This window comes from Streptomyces sp. NPDC046197 (assembly GCF_040646295.1).
Classification (GTDB): Bacteria; Actinomycetota; Actinomycetes; order Streptomycetales; family Streptomycetaceae; genus Streptomyces.
Genome location: NZ_JBEYZY010000002.1, coordinates 335,629 through 361,452, shown reverse-complemented (window position 1 = coordinate 361,452; position 25,824 = coordinate 335,629). Strand labels below are relative to the sequence as shown.

15 protein-coding genes, 1 pseudogene and 1 riboswitch are annotated in these 25,824 nt (G+C 72.3%); of the genes and pseudogenes, 6 read left to right on the top strand and 10 right to left on the bottom strand.

The genetic code is table 11. The features are described from left to right. From AB0A61_RS04360 to AB0A61_RS04340, 5 genes and pseudogenes are all read right to left on the bottom strand, one after another. Positions 1-953, bottom strand: a pseudogene (locus AB0A61_RS04360) (hypothetical protein); the annotation flags it as partial. 248 nt (positions 954-1,201) lie between these two features. Next, on the bottom strand, positions 1,202-2,407 hold the full coding sequence (locus AB0A61_RS04355; protein WP_361285808.1) for a hypothetical protein: 1,206 nt from the start codon (positions 2,405-2,407) through the stop codon (positions 1,202-1,204). 247 nt (positions 2,408-2,654) lie between these two features. Continuing rightward, positions 2,655-3,830, bottom strand: a complete 1,176-nt coding sequence (locus tag AB0A61_RS04350; protein WP_361285806.1) for a VWA domain-containing protein — start codon at positions 3,828-3,830, stop codon at positions 2,655-2,657. Next, on the bottom strand, positions 3,827-6,352 hold the full coding sequence (locus tag AB0A61_RS04345; RefSeq protein WP_361285803.1) for a DUF5682 family protein: 2,526 nt from the start codon (positions 6,350-6,352) through the stop codon (positions 3,827-3,829). The genes AB0A61_RS04350 and AB0A61_RS04345 overlap by 4 nt, the downstream gene beginning before the upstream one ends. A 147-nt stretch (positions 6,353-6,499) precedes the next feature. Beyond that, positions 6,500-7,723, bottom strand: coding sequence for an AAA family ATPase (locus AB0A61_RS04340; protein ID WP_361285800.1), 1,224 nt, complete (start codon positions 7,721-7,723; stop codon positions 6,500-6,502). A gap of 133 nt (positions 7,724-7,856) precedes the next feature. On the opposite strand from AB0A61_RS04340, the gene AB0A61_RS04335 reads away from it, so the two are divergent. Further along, positions 7,857-9,212 carry an SWIM zinc finger family protein gene (locus AB0A61_RS04335; RefSeq protein WP_361285797.1) on the top strand — a complete coding sequence of 452 codons (1,356 nt, stop codon included), beginning with the start codon at positions 7,857-7,859 and terminating at the stop codon, positions 9,210-9,212. A gap of 274 nt (positions 9,213-9,486) precedes the next feature. Further along, complete coding sequence (locus tag AB0A61_RS04330; RefSeq protein ID WP_361285794.1) at positions 9,487-11,118, top strand: DUF5691 domain-containing protein; 1,632 nt, start codon at positions 9,487-9,489, stop codon at positions 11,116-11,118. 149 nt (positions 11,119-11,267) lie between these two features. On the opposite strand, the gene AB0A61_RS04325 is transcribed toward AB0A61_RS04330, so the two are convergent. Further along, positions 11,268-11,684: a cobalamin B12-binding domain-containing protein gene (locus tag AB0A61_RS04325; protein ID WP_361285792.1), complete on the bottom strand. Its 417-nt coding sequence runs from the start codon at positions 11,682-11,684 to the stop codon at positions 11,268-11,270. A gap of 617 nt (positions 11,685-12,301) precedes the next feature. Here AB0A61_RS04325 and AB0A61_RS04320 point away from each other — a divergent pair. Next, on the top strand, positions 12,302-13,168 hold the full coding sequence (locus AB0A61_RS04320; protein WP_361285789.1) for an alpha/beta fold hydrolase: 867 nt from the start codon (positions 12,302-12,304) through the stop codon (positions 13,166-13,168). 338 nt (positions 13,169-13,506) lie between these two features. Further along, entirely contained in the window at positions 13,507-15,042 is a 1,536-nt protein-coding gene (locus tag AB0A61_RS04315) for a M23 family metallopeptidase (RefSeq protein WP_361285786.1), read from the top strand. Between the two features lie 92 nt (positions 15,043-15,134). Here the strand turns inward: AB0A61_RS04315 and pcrA are convergent, their stop codons facing one another. Next, the gene (pcrA, locus tag AB0A61_RS04310; protein ID WP_361285783.1) at positions 15,135-17,618 is read right to left on the bottom strand and encodes a DNA helicase PcrA; all 2,484 of its coding nucleotides are present in this window, start codon (positions 17,616-17,618) and stop codon (positions 15,135-15,137) included. A 364-nt stretch (positions 17,619-17,982) separates the two neighbouring features. Next, positions 17,983-18,139: riboswitch (cyclic di-AMP (ydaO/yuaA leader) on the top strand. Between the two features lie 7 nt (positions 18,140-18,146). On the opposite strand from pcrA, the gene AB0A61_RS04305 reads away from it, so the two are divergent. After that, positions 18,147-19,331: an NlpC/P60 family protein gene (locus tag AB0A61_RS04305; protein WP_361285780.1), complete on the top strand. Its 1,185-nt coding sequence runs from the start codon at positions 18,147-18,149 to the stop codon at positions 19,329-19,331. A 52-nt stretch (positions 19,332-19,383) separates the two neighbouring features. Here the strand turns inward: AB0A61_RS04305 and AB0A61_RS04300 are convergent, their stop codons facing one another. After that, the gene (locus tag AB0A61_RS04300) at positions 19,384-19,737 is read right to left on the bottom strand and encodes a hypothetical protein (RefSeq protein WP_361285777.1); all 354 of its coding nucleotides are present in this window, start codon (positions 19,735-19,737) and stop codon (positions 19,384-19,386) included. A gap of 443 nt (positions 19,738-20,180) precedes the next feature. Between AB0A61_RS04300 and AB0A61_RS04295 the strand changes: the two genes are divergently transcribed. Further along, positions 20,181-21,242 carry an NlpC/P60 family protein gene (locus AB0A61_RS04295; RefSeq protein ID WP_361285775.1) on the top strand — a complete coding sequence of 354 codons (1,062 nt, stop codon included), beginning with the start codon at positions 20,181-20,183 and terminating at the stop codon, positions 21,240-21,242. Positions 21,243-21,266: 24 nt separating this feature from the next. Here AB0A61_RS04295 and AB0A61_RS04290 read toward each other — a convergent pair whose 3' ends face one another. Continuing rightward, a complete protein-coding gene (locus tag AB0A61_RS04290) occupies positions 21,267-22,052 on the bottom strand; it encodes a SprT family zinc-dependent metalloprotease (RefSeq protein WP_361285772.1) in 786 nt (261 codons plus the stop codon). A 5-nt stretch (positions 22,053-22,057) separates the two neighbouring features. After that, positions 22,058-25,723, bottom strand: coding sequence for a type I restriction endonuclease (locus AB0A61_RS04285; protein WP_361285769.1), 3,666 nt, complete (start codon positions 25,721-25,723; stop codon positions 22,058-22,060). Positions 25,724-25,824: the final 101 nt, after the last annotated feature.

The following is a 25,824-nucleotide window of genomic DNA, read 5'->3' as shown; positions in this document are numbered from 1 at the left end:
ACCCGCTGCCGCACCCCACCCACCGCACCGGTGACGTGACCGGGCACAGAGGAAACGGCGGCTCCCGCGACGCCTTCCGCACCCGCGACCGTGCCTTGGGTTGCGGCGGCCACGCCCGAGGCCCGGTCCGCGGCACCGGCGGCCGCCGCCTGCCCGGCTGCGGTGACGCCCGCGGCCGTACGACCGGCGCCCGCGGCGACGTGCTGCGCCTTCGTGCGGACGACGCCATCGACGCCCTGAGCCTGGGCGTGGGCCGCCGCCTGGATGCCCTGGAGCTTCGTCTGGGCGCCGGCGAGGGCCTGCTCCAGCTCCGGTGCGAAGGCGGAGAGGGGGCCGAAGAGGTAGTCGATGCCGTCCTGGGAGGTGGACGAGGCGCCGGAGGTGACACCGGTCGCGTCGTGGGCGACCGTGCGGGCCGCCTGGCCGGCGGCCGCGGTCGCCCCGGCCGACGCGGCGCGCGCGGCCTGTGCGCCCCGGATGGCCTGCGCACCCCTGATCCTGTCGGCGTGCGGGACGGTGACGTGGGCGTCCACGTACCGGCGGGCCTGCTCGGCGGCGCTGCCGGCCTTCCCGGTGTGTGCGGTCGTCGCGGCGGTGCCGGTGACGCCGGAGGCCGTGGACTGCGCGCGTGCGGCAGTGTCCGACACGGCCGAGGCGGCGCCCTGCACGGCCGCACCGTTCGTAACGCCGTGGGTCACGCCGTCGGTGACGCCGGAGACGGTGTTCTGCACACCGGAGACCACGCCATCGGCGGTGTGGTCCACGGTGTGGGTGACGGCGCCGGTCACCGAGCCGGTCGACGAACCGGCGGTGGTGGCGGCGTCGGCGGTCGCGTCCGGTGCGGACAGGGAAGACGCGGGCAGTTCGTCGGCACTGGCGACGGCCGAGCCCAGCGTCCACGCGCCGGTGACACCGGCGGCTATGACGATGGAGCGGCGGATGTTCTTGTTCATGCGTGCGTCAGATCCTTTGGGATTCCGAGACGCCCGGAAGGGGGCTCCGGGGCTCCGGGGATGGTGGGACTGTGCGGCGCCGGTGGCCGTGCCGGTCACGGTCGCGGTCCGGGAAACGGGGACCGGTGGACGCGGCGGGGCTCCGGCGGCTTCCGTCCGGCGATCGGAGGGGGTCCGGACGGGCGGGCAAACCTGTTCCGCCCCCGCGCGACAGGTCTGGGCGGGGAGGGGCGGTTCTGCGGGTCTGCCTAGCCGGGGAAGACGGGGATGTCCCGCTGCCTGTCCCGGATCCCGGCCGCGTCGACACGCGCGGCGGCGCCGGGCAGCAGGTGCAGCGGGGCCCGGTCGTTCAGGGTGACGGCATGCGCGTCGCCGTGTCGCGACGTGCCGGTGTCGGTCGTCGACAGGTTGCCGACGGCCCCGCTGGGATCACCGTCGGGCGAACGGTGCGCGGGTGTGTGCTCGGCCCGGGGGGCACGGTGGGCGGGAGCGAACGCGTCCACGTCCACTGCGCCGACCGGGACGGCGAGCCGCGGACCTGCGGTGGCGGTTACGGCCGTACGGGCCGTCGTACCGGACTGCCCGCTCGCGGCCTTCCGGCCGGACGACGGACTGTGCGCGCTGCCCGGCCGCTGCGGCAGCGAGGTGACGGGCGCGGGCAGCAGTCGTCCGGGCAGCTCGCACCGGCCGGGAAGCCCCGGCAACGGCAGCGCGGGCGAGCCGGGGCCCGACGGCAACGCAGGCAGCGCCGGGAGCGAGGGCAGCGCCGGCACATGAGCCGGCACACTCGCCCGCGCCTCTGCCAACCCGTCCGTCACGACCTGCACGAGGTCCCCGACCGGCCGCACGGCCAGGCCGGTCACTGAGGCAACGCCGGAACCGGCAACAGGACGGACCACAGAGAGCACGGTCCGCGGGGCGCCCGTGTCCGTGTCCGTGTCCGTGTGCGGGTTCGGGTCCGTGAGGCGAATGCCTGTGGCGCTGCCCTGAGGCGGGAGCCCTTCGTTGCCCTTGGACGTGCGGAGGCTGGGCGCGTGAAGGCTGGGCTCCTTGAAGCCGGCCGCGTTGAGCTTGGCCGTCGTGAAGTCGGCCGTGTCGATCTTGGCCGCGTTGAGGTTGGCCGTGTCGAGGTTGGGTTCGGTGCCCTTGGGAGAGTGGTCCCCCTCGGCCTCCGGGGCCGGCACGCCGTGGGCGGCAGGCCTCTCCGGGGAGTTCAGCGCGTGTGCGACCGCGTCGCCGGCCAACCCCCGGACCCCGTCGACGGAACGCGACGGCACCCCGGTCCCCGCCGAGGTCACCGTCGGCACTCCCTCCGCCGCGTGCGCCTGCTCTCCGCAGACGAACCCCAGGGCGAACAACGCCCCCACCAGCAGACCCAGTTGCAGCGCACGCCGACCGGCCGCCGTGCGCATCACGCGCGCAGCGGCACCGGGCAGGGCTGCTGGCCAGATCAAGAGGGGGCGGGTCCTCCCGTACGGCGGAACGAGTGACGGGTCGGTACGACGCGGTACCACGCGGTGCGGACGGGCCGCGCGCGCAGCACCGTCGACAAGGCGTCGATCCTCGCACGCGACTCCCGAGGTTGCGCAAGCCCCCTGTTACCGATGGGTAGTCATGTCCGTTTTGCTGGCAGGATTCGGTCGACAAGTCGTCACCGCACCACCGCACCACCGCACCTTGCCGACGCTGGGACCTTGTTCGTCACACGGTGTCCGGTATCGGCAGCGGACGCTTCTCGATCGCCGCCGCCATCACCTCCGGAAACAGGTCGGGCGTGCATGCGAACGCCGGTGCTCCGAGCGCCGAGAGCGCCGCGGCGTGCTCCCGGTCGTACGCGGGCGCCCCCTCGTCGGACAGCGCGAGCAGCGCGACGAACTGCACCCCCGACGCCTTCATCGCCGCCACCCGCTTCAGCATCTCGTTCCGTATGCCCCCCTCGTACAGGTCGCTGATGAGCACGACGACCGTCTCCGCGGGCCGGGTGATCTGCGACTGGCAGTACGCCAGTGCCCGGTTGATGTCCGTGCCGCCACCGAGCTGCGTGCCGAAGAGGACGTCGACCGGATCCTCGAGCTGGTCGGTGAGGTCGACGACCGCCGTGTCGAAGACGACCAGCCGGGTGCTGATCGACCGCATGGAGGCCAGCACGGCCCCGAACACGGAGGCGTACACGACGGACGCCGCCATCGAACCCGACTGGTCGATGCAGAGGACGACCTCTTTCTTCACGGACCGGGAGGCCCGCCCGTAGCCGATGAGCCGCTCGGGCACCACCGTCCGGTACTCCGGCAGATAGTGCTTGAGGTTGGCCGCGATCGTGCGGTTCCAGTCGATGTCGTGGTGGCGCGGACGGTTGACGCGGGCGCTGCGGTCGAGGGCGCCGGTGAGGGTGGCGCGGGTGCGGGTGGCGAGCCGCTTCTCCAGGTCCTCGACAACCTTGCGCACGACGGCCCGTGCCGTCTCCTTCGTCGTTTCCGGCATGGCCTTGTTGAGCGAGAGCAGAGTGCCGACGAGGTGCACGTCCGCCTCCACCGCCTCCAGCATCTCCGGCTCCAGCAGCAGCGTGGCCAGCCCGAGCCGGTCGATGGCGTCCCGCTGCATGACCTGAACGACGGATGAGGGGAAGTACTTCCGTATGTCCCCGAGCCACCGCGCCACGGACGGCGCCGAGGCCCCGAGCCCCGCCGAACGGTCGCGCCGCTGCTGCGGCTTGTCCCCTTTTCCGTACAGTGCGGCGAGCGTCGCGTCCATCGCCGCGTCCTGCCCGGACAGGGTGCATCCGGTGCCGTCCGCGGCGTCACCGCCGAGCACGAGCCGCCAGCGGCGCAGGCGCTCCTGCGCCGGATCCCGCATGTCGTAGGTTGCCTGCACCGTCATCCCGCCACCCCCGCACATTCGTCGTCGGCGTGTTCCTCGGGACCCGCCAGCCCCAACAGCAGCCGCAGCACCGGCAGCACGGCGTCCGCCCGCTGCTCGTCGAGTTCCGGGGCGAAGCCGGGTATGCCCGCCGTCCCGGTCCCGGTCCCGGCTCCGCCGCCCGGCGCCGGACCGCGCCGGACGAGTTCGCCGAGCGTTCTGCGCACACCGGGCTCGTACGCCGAGAAGGTGCGTCGCAGCAGTGGCAGCACATCCGTGAACGCCTCCGCGGGTACGCCGGTCAGCCAGGTGTCGACCAGCCCCAGCAGCCGCTCGTCGTGCACGAGGAGCATCCCGCCTCCGCCGCCGACGAAGCCCTCGATCCATGCGGCCGCGTCCGCCGGCGGCGTGCCGGGCGACAGCACCAGCCCCATGAGCCGCGCCGCCTCCTCCTGCTCCAACTCCCCGTCGTCCAGCAGAAGCCGCACGCAACGCCCCCGGATCACGCCGGGCACGGTTTCCCGACCCGACAGGACCCCGAGCACGGAGCGCCAGCGTGCACGCAGGTCGCCGTGCCCGGCGGCCGGAGTGTCGCCGAGCAGGCCCACCGCTCCGTGCACCGCATCGACATGGCGCCGCATCTCCTCGGCCGCGTCCGGGTCCAGCGCGGCGCAGGCGGGGGGCAGACCGACGAAGATCCGCTCGGCCAGACCCGCGGCGACCTCGGCCAGGGCCTGCGTGTCCGTGCCGCGCACGTCGCCGTAGCGCAGTGAACGGACCAGGGCCGGCAGCGCCTGCGCGAGGTGTCCGACGTCCGCGTCCAGTGCGGCCCGGTCGGCGAGCACGCGCATCACCACGGGCAGCGCGTCCGGGAGTTCGGCGAGCAGGCAGCGCTCGGCGAGCGCGGTGACCTCGGCGAGCGCCTGGGCCGCGACGGCGTCGGCCTCGGCCTTGGCGGTGGCGGCGGCGAGCACCGTCGTACCCCACACCCCGGCCTCGGCCACCCGCACGGACAGCTCCGGCTCCCACCGCAGCCGCCATGTCTCCCGGAAGGTGCCCGTGCTGCCCCGCGACACAGCGGGCTCGCCCCAGCCGACGCCCAGCAGCCGCAGCCGGTGCAGCAGCCTGCTGCGCCCGGCGTCGGTCTCCTTGCGCAGGTCGAGCTCCAGCTCCCGCTCCAGCGCCTCCGGCTTGAGCCGTAGCCGCCGCTGGTGGCGGGTCAGGTCCCGCTGCAGGGGCACCGCGGGCGCCGACTCCGGCACCTCCCCCAGCACGTCACCGACCACCAGCCGGTCCCGCACCAGCGCCAGTGGCACATCGGAACCGTCGCACATCACCGCCCGCACGGCGTCCGTGGTCTCGCTCAGCCCCGGCAGCGGGCGGCCGCGCATCGCGGCGAGCGTCTCGGCCAGCCGCACCGCCTCGATGACGTGAGCCGAGGACACGATGCGGTCCTCCTCACGCAGCAGCCCCGCCACCTTGGTCAGCCACCGCTCGACCGGCCGGTCGGGCGCGCCGAACAGGTGCTCGTACCACCCGGGCGAGTCGATGCCCGCGCCGTAGCCGCTGACCCGGGACAGCCGGCGGTGCGTCCACGGCACCCACGTCATGTCCACCTTGACCTTGGGCAGCCCCTTCAGCGCGGCCCGGTCCGCGGTGACGGCGCTCTTCTGCCGCAGTGCCGGCACGTGCCAGGCCCCGCACACCACGGCGACGGCGTTCCCGAACTCCCGCTGGGCCGCCCGCACCTGGAGCCGCATGTGCGCCTCCCGGACCAGGTCCCGGTCGTGTCCACCACTTCCGTACGCCTCCCGCAGCGCCCCCATGGCCTCCTCGAGCGCGGCGAACGGAGCGAAGGCGTCGCTCTCCTGCACACCCCGGTGCTCGACGACGTCCTCCCACCAGCGTTCGGGGTCGTCGTACCCGGCGGCCTCGGCGAGGAGGGCGAGCGGGTCGATACGGACGTCGACCCCGGGCGGGCGCTCCGCGGTCCCCTCCCCGGCAGGGCCTTCCCCCTCCCCGGCGGGCCTTTCCCCGTTCTCGGCATCCCGGCCCTCCGCCCCGGCGCCCTGGCCCTCCGTCCCGGCAGCCCGGCCCTCCGTCCCGGCAGCCCGGCCCTCCGCCCCGGCAGCCCGGCCGTCCGCCGGGTTCTCCGTCTCCGCGGACGGATCGGCGTCCTTCATCTCCCACGCCAGCGTGTGCGTGGCGGGCAGGTCCATGAAGCGGGCCGGGACGTCGTGCTCCAGGGCCCAGCGGATGGCGACCCACTCCGGGGAGAAACCGGCCAGCGGCCAGAACGCCGAGCGGCCCGGCTCGTCCACGGCGTGCGCGAGGAGGGCGACCGGTGGCCGCAGACCCTCGTCCGCGGCGAGCGGGATCAGCGCGTCCGCCTCCGGCGGCCCCTCGATCAGCACAATCCGCGGCCGCGCCGCCTCCAGTGCGGCCCGGACCGCCCGCGCGGACCCCGGCCCGTGGTGCCGCACCCCGAGCAGCAGCGGGCCTGTGCCGGGCCATCGGTTCCCGGTCCCGTCAGCGCCTGTCACACCGTCCTCCTCGCTCCCCGCACGGTTCCCCGTGCCGTGCCCCCGTACGACCGGGCGCGACGTCGCCGTGCGCCCGCGTCACCGGCCTCGCGGCCGGAGGCCTGCCCGCGGTCGGCTCGGCCTGCCCGAGCGGCCGCCCGCGGCCACTCATGCGCCGAGCTCGCGGCAGGCTCGGTAGAAGTCCTTCCAGCCGTCGCGCTCACGGACCACCGTCTCCAGGTACTCCTGCCAGATGACACGGTCGGCCGCCGGGTCGCGCACGACGGCACCGAGGATGCCCGCCGCGACGTCACCGGGCCGCAGGAGGCCGTCCCCGAAGTGGGCTGCCAATGCGAGCCCGTTGGTGACGACGGAGATCGCCTCGGCCGTCGAGAGCGTGCCGCTCGGCGACTTCAGCTTCGTCCGCCCGTCGGTCGTGACGCCGTCGCGGAGCTCGCGGAAGACGGTCACGACGCGGCGGATCTCGTCCAGGCCGTCGGGCACGGACGGCAGGTCGAGGGAGCGACCGATCTGCTCGACGCGGCGGGAGACGATGTCGACCTCGGCCTCGGGGGTCTCCGGCAGCGGCAGCACCACCGTGTTGAAACGGCGGCGCAGGGCGCTGGACAGGTCGTTGACCCCACGGTCGCGGTCGTTGGCCGTGGCGATGAGGTTGAAGCCGCGGACCGCCTGAACCTCCGCGCCCAGTTCCGGTATCGGCAGGGTCTTCTCCGACAGGATCGTGATGAGTGTGTCCTGCACGTCGGCCGGGATGCGGGTCAGCTCCTCGACGCGGGCGGTCATCCCCTCCGCCATGGCCCGCATGACCGGGCTGGGCACCAGGGCGTCGCGGCTGGGGCCGTGCGCGAGCAGCTGCGCGTAGTTCCACCCGTAGCGGATCGCCTCCTCCGGGGTGCCCGCGGTGCCCTGCACGAGCAGCGTCGAGTCACCGCTGACGGCCGCCGCCAGATGCTCGGACACCCACGTCTTGGCGGTGCCGGGTACGCCGAGCAGGAGCAGGGCGCGGTCGGTGGCGAGGGTGGTGACGGCGACCTCGACGATGCGGCGCGGGCCCACGTACTTCGGTGTGATCACTGTGCCGTCCGGCAGCGTGCCGCCGAGGAGGTAGGTCGCCACGGCCCACGGGGACAGCTTCCAGCGGGCCGGGCGCGGCCGGTCGTCGTGCGCGGCCAGCGCGGCCAGTTCGGCGGCGAACGCGTCCTCGGCGTGCGGCCGCAGCGCGTCGGCTCCGTTTGTGCTCGCGCCCGTGGGCGTGGGTGCGTCCGCGCCCGCCGGCGGCTGTGCGCCCGCGGGTGCGGGAGTGCCCGGGTTCGCGGGCGCGGAGTGGTTCTGGCTCGGTTCGACGGACGTCGGGTCGACGGACACAGACATGGCTGAGGCCCCCTCCAGCTCGGCCGGTTCGGATCTGGCATCCACCGTGCACCACGGCACTGACAATGCGTTCTGACCTGCACAAACGCGCTCGCCGGGCCGATTGTCAGTGGCGGGATCTACCTTCGATGGCATGACACAGCAGGGGGTGCGCTGGACGGCGGACCAGGTGCTGGCACTGGCGCCTGACGACGCGTCACGCAAAGCGGGAAGCAAACTCGGCGCGGCCGGTCCGTGGTCCGAGGCGGGCAGTTGTGACGAGGGGACGGTGTGGGGGCTGTGCAAGGGCAGTGGCAGCAGGCCGTATCAGACGGTCGTCGACATCGCGGACGCGACCGGTCCCGCGTACAAGTGCAGTTGTCCGAGCCGCAAGTTCCCGTGCAAGCACGCGCTCGGACTGCTGCTGCTGTGGACGGGCGGGCACGGTGCGGTGCCGCCGGGGCGGGCTCCGGACTGGGCCGAGCAGTGGATAGCGGGCAGACGCAGGCGGACGGAGGAGAAGCGGACGGCGGGGGCGGCGGGTTCCGCGTCCGGTGCCGCTGATCCGGAGGCGGCGCGGCGCCGGGCGGAGCGCCGGGCCGAGCGGATCACCGCGGGGGCGACGGAGCTGGAGCAGCGCCTGGCCGACCTGCTGCGCGGCGGTCTGGCCACGGCCGAACAGGCCGGGTACGGGCTGTGGGAGGAGACGGCGGCCCGCATGGTCGACGCGCAGGCACCGGGGCTGGCCGCGCGCGTACGGGAACTGGGGGCGATCCCGTCGTCCGGACCGGGCTGGCCGGTGCGCCTGCTGGAGGAGTGCGCGCTGCTGCACCTCCTCGACCAGGGTTGGTTGCGGCGTGAACGACTGCCGGACGGGCTGGCGGGGACGGTCCGCTCCCGGGTCGGCCTGCCCTCGGCCGCGGACGGCCCACCGGTGCGGGACCGCTGGCTCGTCCTCGCGCAGTACGACACCGCGGACGCGAAACTGACCACCCGCAGGATCTGGCTGTACGGCGCCGACTCCACCCGTACGGCTCTGCTGCTCTCCTACGGCGCCGCCGGGCGCGCCCCGGAGTTGTCGCTTCCGGTGGGTCTGGCCGTGGAGGCCGAGGTGTCGGCCCATTCGGGCGGCGGGCAACTGCGCGGGACCCTGGGCGAGCGGTTCGCGCCCGCGGCGCCCACGCGGATACGCCCACGGGGGGTGACGACGGCGCAGGCGGCCGCCCGGTACGGCGAGGCGCTGCGGGACGACCCGTGGCTGGAGTCGGTGCCGGTGACGCTGGACCAGGTCGTGCCGGTGCCGGACGGCGACTCCTGGCAGCTCGCGGACGCCGACGCCGACTCGGCGCTGCCGCTGGCTCCCGCGGCCCGCGCCCGTCCGGGCCTGTGGCGGCTGGTCGCGCTGTCGGGCGGTGCGCCCGTCACGGTTTTCGGCGAGTGCGGCCACCGGGGCTTCACTCCGCTGACCGCCTGGCCGGAGGGCGACGGCGAGGCGGTGACGCTGTGCTGAGCGACGGGTACCACCGGTGCCTCCCGCCGGTCGGGATCTCACCTGAACGGCGCACGCCGGACCACCCCCACCACGGGGCGGTCCGGAGCGGGTCCCGCACCGCCGACCGGCGCAGAAGGCGTGCGCGCACCGGTCCGAACGCGCCCGCGTACACCCACCCGGGTTACCCATCCGTCCTTTCTTGTCCGATCTGCGCATTTGTTCTGTCCCATGGGAAACTCGATCCGAGTGACCCTTCAACCACTCCCAGGCACCGGCAACGGAAGGGAAGCTCATGATCAGGACCTCCGCCCGCGCGGACGCGCCCACCTCGGGCGCCTGGGAGGAGTTGGTCACCACGGCACTGCTCGGCACGGACCGCCGTACGCCCCCGGGTCACGTCGCGGGCCAGGAAGCCACCGTGACGTTGCTGGACACGGCGGCCGTGCAGACCGTGCGGCGAAGGGCGGGTCTGCGTCCGTCCCCGGCGGCCGAGCGCCCGGAGCCGGCGCCCGCGGACCTGCGGCCACCGTTGCCCGCCGCGGCCGCCCGCAGGCTGGCGATGCTGCTGGCCGACCGCCCCGGAACGGCCGGTGGTGGCCGCAGGGGCACCGCCCCCGACCTGATGGAGCTGCTGCCCCAGTGGCTCCAGGCGGCGAACGCGCACGGGTTCGCCGCGCCGCCGCAGGCGCTGCCCGCACTGCTCGACGCTGCCCGGGGACGTACCGACCTGCGGCCCGCGGTGCTGGCCTTCGCGGGTCCGCGCGCGCTGTGGCTGGCGCGGCTGAACCCGGACTGGCGGTTCGCCCTGCGCGCCACCCCGGGTGGCGCGGCGGCACTGCCCGGCCCCGAGGACGCGGACCGGATCCGCCGTCAGTGGGAGGAAGGGCTGTTCGCGGAGCGGGTGGCGCTCCTCGCGGCGATACGCGCGAGCCGGCCCGCGGCCGCCCGCGAGCTGCTCGCCACCACCTGGGTGACGGAGCGGGCCGAGGACCGGCTGATGTTCCTCGACTCACTGCGCACGGGACTGGGGCCGGAGGACGAGCCGTTCCTGGAACAGGCACTGGCCGACCGCAGCCGCAACGTACGGGCCACCGCGGCGGAGCTGCTGTCGGCACTGCCCGGCTCGGCCCTCGCCGCACGGATGGCGGCCCGGGCCGGCGCCTGTGTGGCCGTCGACCGCACGAGCGGGACGCCGACGATCACCGTCGAGGCCCCACACGAGTGCGACGCGAGGATGGAACGCGACGGTGTCGTCCCCAAGGCGCCGACGGGACGGGGCGAGCGGTCGTGGTGGCTGGGCCAACTGGTGGAGGCGGCGCCGCTCGGCACGTGGCCGGCGCGCCTGGGCGGGCGGACGCCGCAGGAGATCGTGGCGCTGCCCGTGGCTGACGACTGGCAGGACGAGTTGCACGCCGCGTGGTGCCGGGCGGCGGTGCGGCAGCGGGACGCGCAGTGGGCGCGGGCGCTCCTGGGGGCGCCCTCGGCACCCGGGGCCGGCGGGCCGGGGGCGGTGTCCCTGGCCGAGCGCGCCAAGTTGCTCGGCACGCTGGGCGCCGCCGAACGGGCCGACTGGGTGGCCGGGTTCATCGCGGCGCACGGGCTGTCCGAGGCGTTTCAGCTGCTCGGGGTCTGCGCGGTGCCCTGGGCCGCGCCGCTCGGGCGGGCGGTGGTCGACGCGCTCAACATCGCACGGGACGCGGGGAGTTACCCATGGAGTTTCAGCGGAGTGATGGGACTGGCCGAACGGTGCCTGGATCCCGCGGAGGCGGGCCGGCTGGACGGGCTGCTGGCGGTGCCGGACGAGGCGGAGGACGCCTCGCCGGGTGCCGGAGGGTACTGGGCGGAGGCGTTCCAGCGGCTGGTGACCACGTTGCGGTTGCGCTCCGCGATGGCCGAGGAGCTGGGTGCGGCACAGGCCGGCTGAGCCTCGTCCCGGGTCGAGGCGGCCGCCCCCGGGGGCGGTGCGCCCGGCTCCCCCCGCGGTTGGAGCAGCCTCCCCCCGGAACGCCGGACGGGCCGGAAGTACCCGGCCCGCGCCGGCAGGTGCGCGCCTTCGCGCACCTGCAGGGAGCCCTACGCCTGCGCCGGCTGGCGGACGTTCGCCCGGACCCAGTCCACGATCGACTGGGTGGTGGCGCCGGGGGTGAAGATCTCCGCGACGCCCTTCCCCTTCAGCGGGGGGATGTCCGCCTCGGGGATGATCCCGCCTCCGAAGACCACGATGTCCTCGGCGTCACGCTGCTTGAGCAGGTCGATCACGGCGGCGAACAGCGTGTTGTGCGCGCCGGAGAGGATGGACAGGCCGATCGCGTCGGCGTCCTCCTGGATCGCCGTGTCGACGATCTGCTCCGGGGTCTGGTGGAGCCCGGTGTAGATGACCTCCATACCGGCGTCGCGCAGGGCCCGCGCGATCACCTTGGCACCGCGATCGTGGCCGTCGAGCCCCGGCTTGGCCACCACCACGCGGATCGGACCGGCTGCCACACCCATCACTGCCTCCATGAAGCGACTACATCCATCCGTACCGACAAGTACCGCACATGTCGAGCGCATCCAACATGCCGAGCACACCTCACATGCCCGGCATTCCGTCGCTCACCGCGCCGGGTACTCCCCTACGGCACGGATACCCCGCACCAGAGTGTCCGGGGAAGTGAACGAACGTTATCGCCAGCATCCCGCAACCGGCAGTTTCGCGGTGCGGACCGAGGGGGAAATCACACGGTGGGACACGTTCACCGCGCACCGTTCCGGGTCTTCGCAGTCCCCGCGCCGCACACGGCCGCGGCACGGGAACCGCAGCGGAAACAAGCGCCACGGGAGCCGCAACGAGGTCGTCGCACCACCGCGCCGCAGGCCGCGCGCCGCGGTGGTGCGACGCATCGGCGAGGGCACGAAGGGCACACAGGGCAGGTACGGCACGACAACGGGGAGCCTCGTAGCCACACCGGCAGGGAACCCCGTCAGGCCATCGGCGTCGGTCACGCCGCGCTCCGCACCCGCCCCGGGGGCCCCGCTCATGCCCCGTCGGCCGCCTTCGTCGCGACTGCCCACGAGAGCACACGGGGGACAGGGCTGTCCTCCCGCGTGCCGACAGGAGGTCGGCCATGAAGGTCACCAGCGTCGCAGAACCCATTCTTCCGCTCTGCCAGCGTCTGCTCCCGGTCAGGCTGGCAGGTCTTTCGCTGGCCCTTCTGAAGGCGACCGCCCTGGAGCTCGCGATCCTCGCGGGACACCTCCTGCTGTATCCCTCCGGCATCGTTCAGGAGCGCCGCGCCGGTACCTGCCCGCTGCCCGCGCCGGACGGCGCGGCACAGCTGCCCACCGGGGCCAAGCCCCCGGTCGTGCTGCTGCACGGGTTCATCGACAACCGGTCGGTGTTCGTACTGCTGCGCCGCAACCTCGCCCAGCACGGCCGGCAGCGGGTGGAGTCCCTCAACTACTCGCCGCTCACCTGCGACATCCGAACCGCGGCAGAACTGCTCGGCCGGCACATAGAGGAGATCTGTGAGCGCACCGGCAGCAGCCAGGTCGACGTGGTCGGACACAGCCTGGGCGGACTGATCGCGCGCTACTACGTGCAGCGGCTCGGCGGCGACCTCCGGGTCCGCACTCTCGTCACCCTCGGCACCCCCCACTCCGGCACCCGGGTCGCGCCGCTGGCGAACGCGCACCCGATCGTGCGCCAGATGCGTCCCGGTTCGGAGGTGATCGAGGAGCTGGCCCGCCCCGCACCCGGCTGCCGTACGCACTTCGTCAGCTTCTGGAGCGACCTCGACCACCTGATGGACCCGCTGGAGTCGGCCTGCATCGACCACCCCGACCTGATGGTGCAGAACGTGCAGGTGAGCGGCATCGGACATCTCGCCCTGCCGGTCCACCCGGCCGTCGCCACCGGGATACGGCAGGCCCTCGACACCGCACGGACCGGGGACAAGGGCGCCGCGCAGACCGGCGGTCTCACCGTGGCGTGAGGGCGGGCCGGGCCCCCGGGCAGGGGCAGCCCGGTGCACAGACCGGATCCGAAGGTGACCGCGGGGCCGACGGGAGGTGAGCTCCGGGCCAACGGCAGGTGGCGCCCGGTGGCGCAACGCCTGCCCGGGGCCGTCGAATTGCGCGTCCGATTGAGCCATCGGCGTCGAACACATCTCGAACGCAATGCCAAAGCCGCGTCCGCAGTCCCCCGAAACACGGGCGATTGCCCGTTTCCCCCGCCCGGGAAACCTGCCGAAGATTGTCGCGCCCGCATACCGCCGGGTACAGTCGCCGCACTGCTCTGGCAGCCCCTGTTGTCGAGGCGAAAGAGAAGTTGGTGAACGACCGTCACCCGTCGGGGACCGTGACGCCCCCGGCTCCGGCCTCCGATGCCGCCTCGGCGCACTACGCGTCGTACGGCGGGCAGAAAGCCGCGTACGGCGACTTCACCACGTACAACACCTACGACGCCACCGGTTTGCACACCGGCACGCACGGCACGACGAGTTTCTCGACCGACCCGCTCTTCGGTGATCTCCCGGTGGCCGGAAACCACACGACCGGCACGTACGAGACCGCGCACTGGGCCACGGGCAGCCACCACACCCCGCACTACGACCCGTACGCGGCCCAGCACCACGCCGCCTACGACTCCGGTGCCTACGACACGACCGCCTGGGGCATGGGCCACCAGCAGCTCGCGACGGTGCCGCAGCAGGCCACGCCCGTCGACGCCACCGGACAGTGGGACGCGAACGCCTGGCTCCAGGCCGACCCGTCCGGCTCCGCCGCCGACCACACGCAGCAGTGGGAGTGGGGCACCCAGAGCTTCGACACCGGCGCCTACGACGCCACACAGTGGAACACCGGCGGCGCACCCGACGGCACCACCACGGCGACCGAGGGGTACGACGAGCACGGGCAGCAGCAGCCCGAACCCTTCGACCAGCAGGCCACCGCCACCTTCGAGCAGGTCGAGGACGACCCGGCGACCGCCGCGTTCGAGGCCGGTTCCTACGACGAAACCGCTTCCGGCGAGGGCGACTTGTCGGACACCGGTGAGCTGCCCGCGGTCACTCCCCTGCTCGACGACCAGGAAGAGGTCACGCCGGCCCCGCGTGCCGCCTCCCGCGGCGCGGGCCGTTCTCGGCGCCGCCCGGCCAAACGTTCCGCGCTGCTGACCGTGGCCGTGCCTTCGGCGTGTGTGATGGGCGTGGCCGGAATCGCCGCCGCCTCCGTCGGCACCCTGACCGACGGCGGCAAGGACACGTCGGCCTCCGCCCCCGACGCGCACCCCGTGCGGCCGTCGGCCGCCAACAACAAGCTGGACAGCCAGCTGCAGAGCCTGTCGGCCGGCGCCGACGACTTCGCCGACCGGGCCAGCCGTACGCAGGAGCGCATCGACCTCAAGGCACAGCAGGAGGCCGACAAGCGGAAGGCTGCCGAGGAGGCGGCGCGCAAGGAGCGGCTGCGTCCCAAGTTCGTGCTTCCGGTCACACAGAAAGGGCTCAGCGCCTATTTCGGCCAGGCAGGCGTGAACTGGATGTCCGTGCACACCGGCATCGACTTCCCCGTCTCCTACGGCACGACGGTGATGGCCGCGACCGACGGCACGGCCCGTACGCAGTGGAACAGCGCGTACGGCAACATGATGATCGTGACCGCGAAGGACGGTACGGAGACGTGGTACTGCCACCTCTCCAGCTACCGCGTCGCTTCCGGAACGACCGTGAAGGCCGGGCAGCCGATCGCATACTCGGGCAACTCCGGCAATTCGACGGGCCCGCACCTGCACTTCGAGGTCAGGCCCGCCGGAGGAGCGCCCATAGACCCGCTGCCCTGGCTGCGCAGCCACGACCTCGACCCGACATAGCCCGGCGCGGACCGGCGCAGGCCCGACTCGGGCGACCGGTGAGCCCCCACCAGTGAGCCCCCGCCGAGCGAGCGGGGGCTCGCCTCATGGAGCTACAGCTTCTCCACCGGCGCGTACCGGAGCAGCAGGCGCTTCGGCTTGGCGTCGCCGAAGTCGATCGTCGCCTCCGCGTTGCCGCCCGTGCCCTTGACCGCGACCACCGTGCCGAGGCCGAACTGGTCGTGGGTGACCCGGTCGCCGACGGCCAGCGACACCACCGGCTTGTCGGCGGCCCGGCGCGTGGCGAAGCCGGAGGCGCCGGACGCCGACGAGCGGGACCGGGACGACGACAGCGAGGCGGCCACGCCGGCGGCCGGACCGGACGCCGCCGGAGCCATGGCCCCCATGCGCTTCCAGTCGACGTGCGCCGCCGGGATCTCCTCCAGGAAGCGGGAGGGCGGGTTGTACGACGGCTGCCCCCAGGCGCTGCGCATCGCCGAGCGGGTCAGGTACAGCCGCTCCCGCGCGCGGGTGATGCCGACGTACGCCAGGCGGCGCTCCTCCTCCAGCTCCTTGGTCTGGCCGAGCGCCCGCATGTGCGGGAAGACGCCGTCCTCCATGCCGGTCAGGAACACCACCGGGAACTCCAGGCCCTTGGCGGTGTGCAGGGTCATCAGGGTGATGACGCCGGAGCCGTCCTCGTCCTCGTCGGGGATCTGGTCGGAGTCGGCGACCAGGGCCACCTGTTCCAGGAAGTCGGCCAGGGTGCCCTGCTCGCCCTCTGCACGCTCCTGCTCGAACTCCAGGGCGACGGCCGCGAGCTCCTGGAGGTTCTCGATGCGGGTCTCGTCCTGGGGGTCGGTGGAGGCCTGCAACTCGGCAAGGTAGCCGGTGCGTTCGAGGACCGCCTCCAGGACCGTGGCCGGGCCGGCGCCCGACTCGACGATGGTGCGCAGGTCCTCCATCAGCGTGTTGAACCGCTTGACGGCGTTGGTCGACCGCGCGGCCATGCCGTACGCCTCGTCGACGCGGCGCAGGGCCTGCGGGAAGCTGATCCTCTCCCGCTGGGCGAGGGCGTCGATCATCGCCTCGGCGCGGTCGCCGATGCCGCGCTTGGGCACGTTCAGGATGCGGCGCAGCGGCACCGAGTCCTCGGGGTTGGCCAGCACCCGCAGGTAGGCCAGGACGTCCCGGACCTCCTTGCGCTCGTAGAAGCGGACGCCGCCGACGACCTTGTAGGGCAGGCCGACCCGGATGAAGACCTCTTCGAAGACACGCGACTGGGCGTTGGTGCGGTAGAAGACGGCGACGTCGCCGGCCCTGGCCTCGCCCGCGTCGACGAGGCGGTCTATCTCGTCTGCGACGAACTGGGCCTCGTCGTGCTCGGTGTCGGCGACGTACCCGGTGATGCGGGCGCCCGCGCCTGCGTTGGTCCACAGGTTCTTCGGGCGGCGGGACTCGTTGCGCTCGATGACCGCGTTGGCGGCGGAGAGGATCGTCTGGGTGGAGCGGTAGTTCTGCTCCAGCAGGATCGTCGTCGCGTCCGGGTAGTCCTCCTCGAACTGGAGGATGTTGCGGATGGTCGCACCGCGGAAGGCGTAGATGGACTGGTCGGCGTCGCCGACCACGCACAGCTCGGCAGGCCGGAGGTCGTCCTCGCCGGGCGGCACGTCCACGGGGTGCTCAAGGGTGCCGACGAGCTCCCGTACCAGGGCGTACTGCGCGTGGTTGGTGTCCTGGTACTCGTCGACGAGGACGTGGCGGAAGCGGCGGCGGTAGTGCTCGGCGACATCGGGGAAGGCGCGCAGCAGGTTGACCGTCGTCATGATCAGGTCGTCGAAGTCGAGGGCGTTCGCCTCGCGCAGCCGCGACTGGTAGAGGGCGTAGGCCTGGGCGAGGGTCTTCTCGAAGCCGTCGGTGGCCTGGGCGGCGAAGTCCTCCTCGTCGATCAGCTCGTTCTTCAGGTTGGAGATCTTGGCGCTGAACGACTTCGGCGGATAGCGCTTGGGGTCGAGGTCCAGGTCGCGGCAGACCAGGGCCATCAGGCGCTTGGAGTCGGCGGCGTCGTAGATCGAGAAGGAGGAGGTGAAGCCGAGCTTCTTGCTCTCCCGGCGCAGGATGCGCACGCACGCGCTGTGGAAGGTCATCACCCACATGGCGTTCGCGCGCGGGCCGACGAGCTGCTCGACGCGTTCCTTCATCTCGCCCGCGGCCTTGTTGGTGAAGGTGATCGCGAGGATCTGGCCGGGGTGGACGCCCCGCTCGCCGAGCAGGTGGGCGATGCGGTGGGTGAGCACGCGGGTCTTGCCGGAGCCCGCGCCGGCCACGATGAGCAGCGGCGAACCGGAGTGGACGACCGCGGCGCGCTGGTTCTCGTTGAGACCCTCCAGGAGCACGGCGGGGTCCACGGCCGGGCGCGGGGCGCCGTCGCGGTAGTACGCGTCCCGGTCCGGCGGCAGGTCGAACTTCCCGCCGAACAGATCGTCCGGAACCGGCTCCGGAGCGTGATCGTCCTCGGGCGGCGGTGCGGGTTCTTCCTCGCGGCCGTGGGAGGCCTGGAGGTCCGCCAGGAAGCTGTCGTCAAAGAGGCTGCTCATCGCTCTACGAGTCTAGGGCGCCCCACCGACAACCCGTGGCCGCCCTGAAAACTCCGCGAACCTTCCGAGCCGGGCGGTCCTCGCTCCACGGCCCGGGAAGCCGAGCGGTCCCCGCTCCCCGGGCCGGGAAGCCGAGCGGTCCCCGCTCCCCGGGCCGGGAACTTTCCCGTCCCAGCGACCGGTCAGTGTCTTCACGCTGTGGAGCCGCGTGGTCACGTCGATGTGATTTTCAAATGAGGTTACGAAAATGTATCGGGCATATCGCACATCAACCTTCACATCAGCCACACGAGTTGGCTACCGTGCCGTCGGGCCGCACGACCCCCTTCCGGCGAACCGTCGCCGGGCCGCGCGGCCTCCGCCGAGTCCGGCATCGCCGACACGCGAGCCGGAGCCGGGGACCCACCCAGAACCCCCGGGGTGAATCGGTCCGACCCTCCCGCGAGGACCGTAGGGCAACCCTTCCGAACCACCCGCCCGAACCCGACAGCTAACCCGGTAGGCGGACCGTGGAAGGAGTCGTCCCCCTTGGCGTCGCACCGCAAGACGCGCCCCGCCGTTACGGTCTCGGCAGGCCTGCGCACCCCCGCGCTGGCCACGGCCGCCATCACCTCCGTGGCCCTGCTCTCCCAGACGGCCAACGCCGCCCCCTCCGGCGGCAGGCCGAGCATCGAAGAGGTCGAGAAGAAGGTCGACGACCTGTACCGCCAGGCGGAGTCGGCGACCGAGAAGTACGACGCGGCCAAGGAGAACACCGCCAAGCAGCGCAAGCGCGTGGCCGCTCTCCTCGACGACGTCGCCAGGCGCACGGACATGCTCAACAAGGCGCGCGAGAAGCTGGGCTCCTTCGCCGCGGCCCAGTACCGCACCGGAGCCGCCGCACCGGACACCGCCACCTTCCTGCTGGCGGACACTCCGGAGGGATACTTCGACCAGGCCCAGCTGATGAGCCGGCTCACCGCGCGTCAGAAGGGCATGGTCGACGACTACGTCACCCAGCAGTCCGCGACCATGAAGAAGCGCCGGGAGGCCACCCAGAGCCTCGAAACGCTGTCCGAGTCGCAGGGCGACATCAAGACGGCCAAGGCCACCGTCCAGAAGAAGCTGGCCGACGCGCGCGAACTGCTGTCCAAGCTGAACACCGAGGAGAAGGCGCGGCTCGCCGCGATCGAGGAGCAGAAGCGGGAGCAGGCCGCCCGCAGAGCCGCGGAACTGGCGAAGCAGCAGGCGCAGGAGCAGGCCGCCCAGCGACAGAACAGCACCTCGGCCCCCGCCACGGGGACCTCCGGGTCCGCCGGGCCTGCCGGGAGCTCGGGATCCTCAACGGGTTCCTCGTCGTCCGGCTCCTCCTACACCAGCAAGGCCGACAAGGCCCTCGCCTTCGCCCGCGCCCAGATCGGCAAGCCGTACGTCTGGGGCGCGACCGGCCCCGGCTCGTACGACTGCTCCGGCCTCACCCAGGCCGCGTGGAGAGCCGCCGGCGTCAGCCTGCCGCGCACGACGTACGACCAGGTCAACGCGGGGACGACGGTCCCGCTCTCCGAGGCGCGGCCCGGCGACCTGGTCTTCTTCTACGACGACATCAGCCACGTCGGCCTCTACATCGGCAACGGCATGATGATCCACGCCCCGAAGCCCGGCGCCTACGTCCGCGAGGAGTCGATCTACTACGGCGGCGAGTCGGCGATCCACAGCGTGGTGCGCCCGGCCTGACGCACGGGCGGCACCGGCCCCCCTGCTGCCGACGCGCGGCACGGGGGCCGTCTCACGTCCACAGCACGGCGATGAAGATGTTCACCATGGTCAGCAGGCCCACCAGGCCGAACAGCCGCTTGTCCACCGTTTCCTCGTCCCGCTTGACGTAGACCAGGCCGAGGATCACGACCAGCAGCGCCAGCTTCACGCCGATCTTGACGGTGTTGACGTGGTGGCCCTCGGCCTGGTTGAGCCCGACCAGGACGGCGCCGGTGACCAGCATGGTCAGCGCACCGTGCAGCATCCCGGGCACGAACCGGGCCGTACCCCGGCCCATCGCCTTCATCTGGGTGAGGAAACCGCCGAGCAGCGCGGCGATGCCGATGATGTGCAGGGCGACGAAGAGATGGATGAGTACGTCCATGAGGCGGGAGCCTAGCCAGAGGCCCTCCCGCCCCCGGACACCGGGCCGCCGCACGGCCGGCACCGCTGGGTGTGTGGATGCGCCCCCAAGGCGCCCCCATAGCACTCCGCCGTCCCCGCCCCGTCCCGAACCGCCGCATCGGTCATCGCTCCGCGTGAAGCCGACGCCCTCCCGCCGGGATCACGGTCACATGCGGTCACCCGCCGCACGGCTGTCGCCAGTTCCGTACTTGGCGTTACCGGGCGGACACGGACAGGTTTAGCGTCCTCCCCCAGGTGACCGGCTCCCCATCGCCGCCCGGGCCAGGGCGGCAGTCGGACACCACCGCCGAGAAGGTCCGGCGGCGGCCTGCTCCCCCTGTGCGAGCCGCCGCCGGACGTGACAGCCGCCCCACGGTCCAACCCGGGGGACGTCGCGGTCGTAGAAGGGACGTGACGGTCCACGTGGCAGCGCATCGCAAGCCCCGACAGCGCTCGCTCGGCGGGGGCACCGCCCGTACCGCCGCCACCATCGCCCTGGCGGGCGCGGCGACCGCGACGGGCTTCGACGGCACCGGACACGCCGGGCCGCAGCCGACGCCGGAGCAGGTCAGGGCCGAGGTGGACAAGCTGTACCAGGAGGCGGAGGTCGCCACCGAGAAGTACAACGGCGCCAAGGAGAAGGCGGACGCGGCCGGGAAACGGCTGAACACGCTGCGGGACGAGGCGGCGCGCGAGCAGGAGAGGCTGAACTCGGCACGGGATGCGCTCGGTTCGATCGCCAGGGCGCAGTACCGGGACGGCGGCATCGACCCCACGGTGCACCTGGTGCTTTCCGGCGATCCCCAGCACTACCTGGAGGGCGCCGAGTTCGCCGAGCGGGCGGGTGCCCGGCAGACGGCGGCCCTGGCGCGCGTACGGCAGCAGCTGCGGGAGATCGAGCAGTTGCGCGGGGCCGCCCGTGTCGAGCTGTCCTCGCTGCGGTCGCGGCAGGCCGAACTGAGGCGGCAGCAGACGACGATCAACGGCAAGCTGGGCGAGGCCCGGCGCCTGCTGTCCCGGCTGTCGCCCGAGCAGCGGGCGGCGCTCGGCCAGGGCGGGGACACCGGGCGCGTCTCCCGTTCCGGCGCCGGTGCGAGGGGGGCGCTCGCCACCCCGGGATCGGTCGCGGCCCCCACCTCGCGTGCGGCGGCGGCCGTCGCCTACGCCTACCAGAAGCTCGGCAGCCCGTACGTCTGGGGCGCCACGGGCCCCGACGCCTTCGACTGCTCGGGCCTGGTCCAGGCGGCGTACCGGTCCGTGGGCATCTCGCTCCCGCGGACCACCTACGCCCAGATCGACGCAGGCCGCCGCGTCGCGCGCTCCGAACTGCTCCCCGGCGACCTGGTGTTCTTCTACTCCGGGATCAGCCACGTCGGCCTCTACGTCGGCAACGGCCTGATGATCCACGCCCCCAACCCCTCGGCCCCGGTCCGTCTGGCCCCGATCGACGAGATGCCGTTCGCGGGGGCTACGCGGGTGGTGTGAGGCCCCCTCTTGTAATCGGAGGCGTCAGGACTCTTTTCGAAGATCTCCGAGCCACAGCCGACGACCGAGGTCATCCAGCTCCTGCTTGCGCTCCTCGCACTCGGGGATGGCCTGTCGAAGCAGAGACCAGTAGTCAGCTCCGTGCCCCGGGACCCTGATGTGAGCGAGTTCGTGGGCGATGACGTAGTCGACCAGGTGAGCGGGCAGCTGGAACAGGGCCCAGTGCAGCGCCATGGTCCCGCGAGCGCCGTCACCCGGCCGGTAGGTCCCCCACCGGTTGCCGACATCGCGTACGACGATGTCCGGCTCCCGGACCTCCATCCGCGCGGCCCACGGCTGAAGCCTTCCCTGTGCCCAGCGCTGTCCCGCACGCCGATACCAGCCGATGAGGGCACGTCTTGCGGCGACCGGATCTCGTACGAGCCCTTTGTCGATCACCATCCGCCCGGCGACGAGCCGGACGGTGGCCTGCTCTTCGTCGTTGATACGGAGCCGGTAGGCACGGCCCAGATAGGCATACGTCTCACCGTCCCGGAACTCACGCACGGGGTGGGCCGGGGGATGACCCTCACGCCGTCGTAGCTTGTCGGCCAACCAAGTTTCCCCATCCCGAAGGAAGGTCTGCGCCCGCTCGGCATCGCAGCCCTGCGGCGCGCGCAGGACGAGGGATCCGTCGCGTTCCACCGTGAGCCCGAGACGTCGGCGGCGTCCGCTGACGACCACCCGGAACTCCCTGCCTCCCACGACGATCACCTGACCGTCCTCCAGGACGGTTCGGCACGGGTCTCGCGGGTCGGCTGTCGTCGGCACGCGGCCTATTGTCCCCGAGCCGCCGCCCGGAACGCCGCCGCATGCCGCTGGGCGTGCCCGGTCAGCACCTGCGAGAGATTGCGCAGGGGCTCCCTGGCGCGTTCCCTCGGCTTGACGCCCGCCCGGCGCAGTTCACGCCAGAGCGCGCTCTGCAGCGAGTCCAGGCTGGCCTCGTTGTCCGACCAGGCGGCACTCGACACATGCCGCTCTATGATCGCGGCGAGTTCGACCGTGACGCTCCTGAGCAGAGCGGGATCGGGAAGGTCGAAGGCCGGGTCCTCGGTCATGCGGTCGGAGAGTTTCGTGTAGAGCTGCTGCTCGGCCGGTGTCAGGTCGGCGACCTCCGGATCGACCTCCTCAGCCTGTCGGGCCCGGTCGATCAGCGGGCCGATGCGCACCTTGATCTCGTCCCAGCGCCCCGCGAACTCCTCGAGGATCGCCTCCAGTTCCTCGGAGATCGTCCGCAGCACGGGCCGGTCCTCCGACTGCCGCCTCTCCTCCAGGTGGTAGCGCAGCGCCTGCACCTGCTCGGCGGCGGATTCCCGCACGCCCGGGATGCGCGCCACCACCTCGTCGAAGTCCGGGGCCAGGATGGAGACCGGCGCGATGACCTGATTGATCTCGGGCAGTTCGAGGTGGTCCGCCACCATGGCGCGCACCTTGCGTCCGTACGCCCGTACGGAGAAGGTTCCGCCCTCGGCGTCCCGGTAGTGCCGCCGTACCCGCTTCTGCAGCAGCGTCCAGTTCCGGGCCTCGGGCACCAGCTTCAGCGCCGCCTCGTGCGGCAGGACGCGCTCCAGCGCGGAGGTGAAGCGACTCATACGGGTGTCGAACTCGGATCGCGCGCCCTCGTCGCCGAGCGTGAGCATGCCCTGGGCGATGCCGCCGGGAGTGTCGAGGCCGGTGATGCCCAGATCGCTGAGGAAGTCCCGCAGTGCCTTCGCGGCCTCCCGCATCTCCGGCACCTCGACCTCGTCGAGGCTGCTGACGGTCTGAAGCGTGCGCCCGTCGCCCTTGTACGCGGGCAGGGTGACCGCCAGGTCGCTCAGCACGCCGTAGTAGTCCACGACACGCCCCTCGTACTTGCCCCGGCGCGGGCGGTTAACGCGAGCGATGGCCTGGAGCAGTTCGGCGTCCTGGATCGGGCGGTCGAGGTACAGCGCCTGCTCGATGGGTGCGTCGAACCCGGTGAGCAGCATGGACTTCACGATGAGGAAGGCGACGGGCCTCGGTTCCTCGACGTGCGGTGTGGCCAACCCGCTCCAGGGGTTACGGCCGATGCCGCCCGCCGGCACGGGGTCGTCCTCGGGGATGTGGTGCGTCACCCACGGGTTGTCCGGCGGGAGCTGCGGGAACGGCTCCAGGAAACGCTCGACATGCTCCTCTTGGGCCACCGGGTCGGTCCACTCACGCCATTGCCCGCGCTTCTTCTCGCTCCCGGCGGAGATGACCGGTACGAAGTCGATCCGACGCAGGATCTCCTGGTACTGCCAGGCCCGCAGCAGCACCAGATCGTCCCAGGTGTAGTCGGCGAGGTCCTTGTGCCGCAGCGTCTCGGGGTCGAAGCTCCGCACTCTGGCCAGGAGTTCGGCACGGGCCTCGTTGAGCATGTGCCGGTACAGCACGGCGGCGCTGCGGCTCACCGCCGCGACCTGCGCCTTGAACCCTCCGGTCAACGGGCCGGTGACGTAGTGCTCCAGCATGTCCTGGGCCTTGGCGCGGATCACGGGAAGCGACTCGGCGACGGTACGGCTGGTCGGTTTGAGCAGCTTGCGCATCTTCGCCTGCTGACCGGCCTGCAACTGGGCGATCAGGTTCTCGAACTTCCCGTTCAGCTCGTCCTTGTCGCGCACCCCGGCCGGGCCCGTACGGCCCTCGTAGCGCACAGGCACGACGACCTTGTCCCTCTCCGCCTCGTCCATGAGGTACGAGTCGAGGAACGTGCCGTCTGCCTCCAGTCCGAAGATGCGTCCGGTGTGCTTGCGCCGGCCCTTCATGATCGGCGTACCCGTGAAGCCGACACGGGCCGCCTTCGGCACGGAGTCACGCAGGCAGGCGTGCAGTACGGAGGTGTGGGACCGGTGCGCCTCGTCGACGAGTACGAGGACGTACGGCGAAGGGCTGCACTCGGTGAACCGGCGGCGCACCTCGTCGACGACCTCTTCTCCGGGCGCGGGGTCGGACGCCTCCTCGGCGGACGCGCCCTCGGCCAGGCGCTCCTGCGTCGCCTCGAAGTCGGCCACCGGGTCACGGTCGTCGCTGGACTCGCCCTCTCCGGTGCCGACGACGCCGGGAATCCGCCCGAGGTACTTCTGGATCATGGTGAAGATGACGGCGCGTCCGCCGTGCCTGCCCGCGCGCTCCAGCATGCCCTCGACGTCGGAGCGGGACTGCGCGACCCGCACGTCGGACCCGCTGATCCGAACCGCGGCGCTCAACTGCTGCTCCAGCTGCCTGCGGTCGGTGACGACCAGCAGGGTGAAGCGGTTCAGTTCGGGATCCCGGCTGGTCTGCAGCCTGCGGGCGAGGAAGGCCATGGTGAGGCTCTTGCCGGAGCCCTGGGTGTGCCAGATGACACCACCGCGCTCGTCCTGCGTGGCGGCCGGATCGTCCACGGTCCGTCCGGTACGCAGCTTGCGCACGATCTTCTCGACGGCACGGTACTGCTGGTGGCGGCAGACGGCCTTGACGATGACGGGCGGCTCCCCCGGCTTGGCCTTCACTGGCATCTCGAAGACGTAGTGCCGCACGATGTTCAGCAGGTTGCGGGGCTTGAGCACGATGCCGACGAGACGATGCAGGTCGGTGGGTGCCCCGCCCGGCTCCAGCAACCGCGTCCCGTCGGCCCGTCGCACCTCCTGCAACGCGCGGGCGAAGGCCTTGTCGTCGGCGAAGTCCGGCGTCACGCTGCGCCAGGCCGCGAAGTGGCTCTCGTCGGACGTGATGGTGCCGAGCGCCGCGTGCTGACCGGCGGCGGCGATGAGCAACTGTACGGGGGCGAAGAACTCGGGTACCTGGGAGCGCACGTCACGGCGGTCCCGTCCGCTGTCGTCGTCCAGCGGTACGCCGGCGTACCCGCGCAGATCACGAATGGCCTCGCCGATGGCGTCCTTGACATCCGGGGCCTTGCATTCGACGACGGCGATGGGGACGCCGTTCACGAACAGCACGAGGTCGAGGATGATCTCCGCCCCGTCGAAGGTCCGCACGCGGAGCTGATCGACGACGAGGAAATCGTTCTTCTTCAGGATCTCGGCGTCGCCCAGACCCTCCAGGTCCCAGTCGATGAACTGGGCGTGCACGGTCGAGCCGTGGTGGTGCTCCTCGTCACCGGTGACCGGGGTGCCCTTGATCAGTCGGCTGGTCACTTCGCCATTGACGGAGATGAGAGAAGTGGTTGCGACATTGCGTGCCGCACGGCGCAGGTCGTCGATGGCGGCGTCGGCGTCCGCGTCCGTCATCCAGGGGCCGCCGTCGCCGGGGAGCCGGTTGACGCGTCGGACTGCGGAGCGCAGCCGCTTCAGCAGGAGCAGGTCGCTGTAGGCGCGCTCGTCGCCGTCGGGGTCCGCCTTGCTGAGGTCGGGTCCGTGGAGGTGCCGCCATCCCATCGCCTTCAGCTGGTCGATGATCGGCTGTTCCGTCTCGTCCCGCTCGGCCGTGCCCCGCGCCATGTACCCCGTGCCCCTCCCGTGCGACCGCGCTGCCGCTCGGGCAACGACCGTCAAGCCGTTGACCGTTCCCTCATTCTGCGACCTGTGCGGCTTGGGTGACA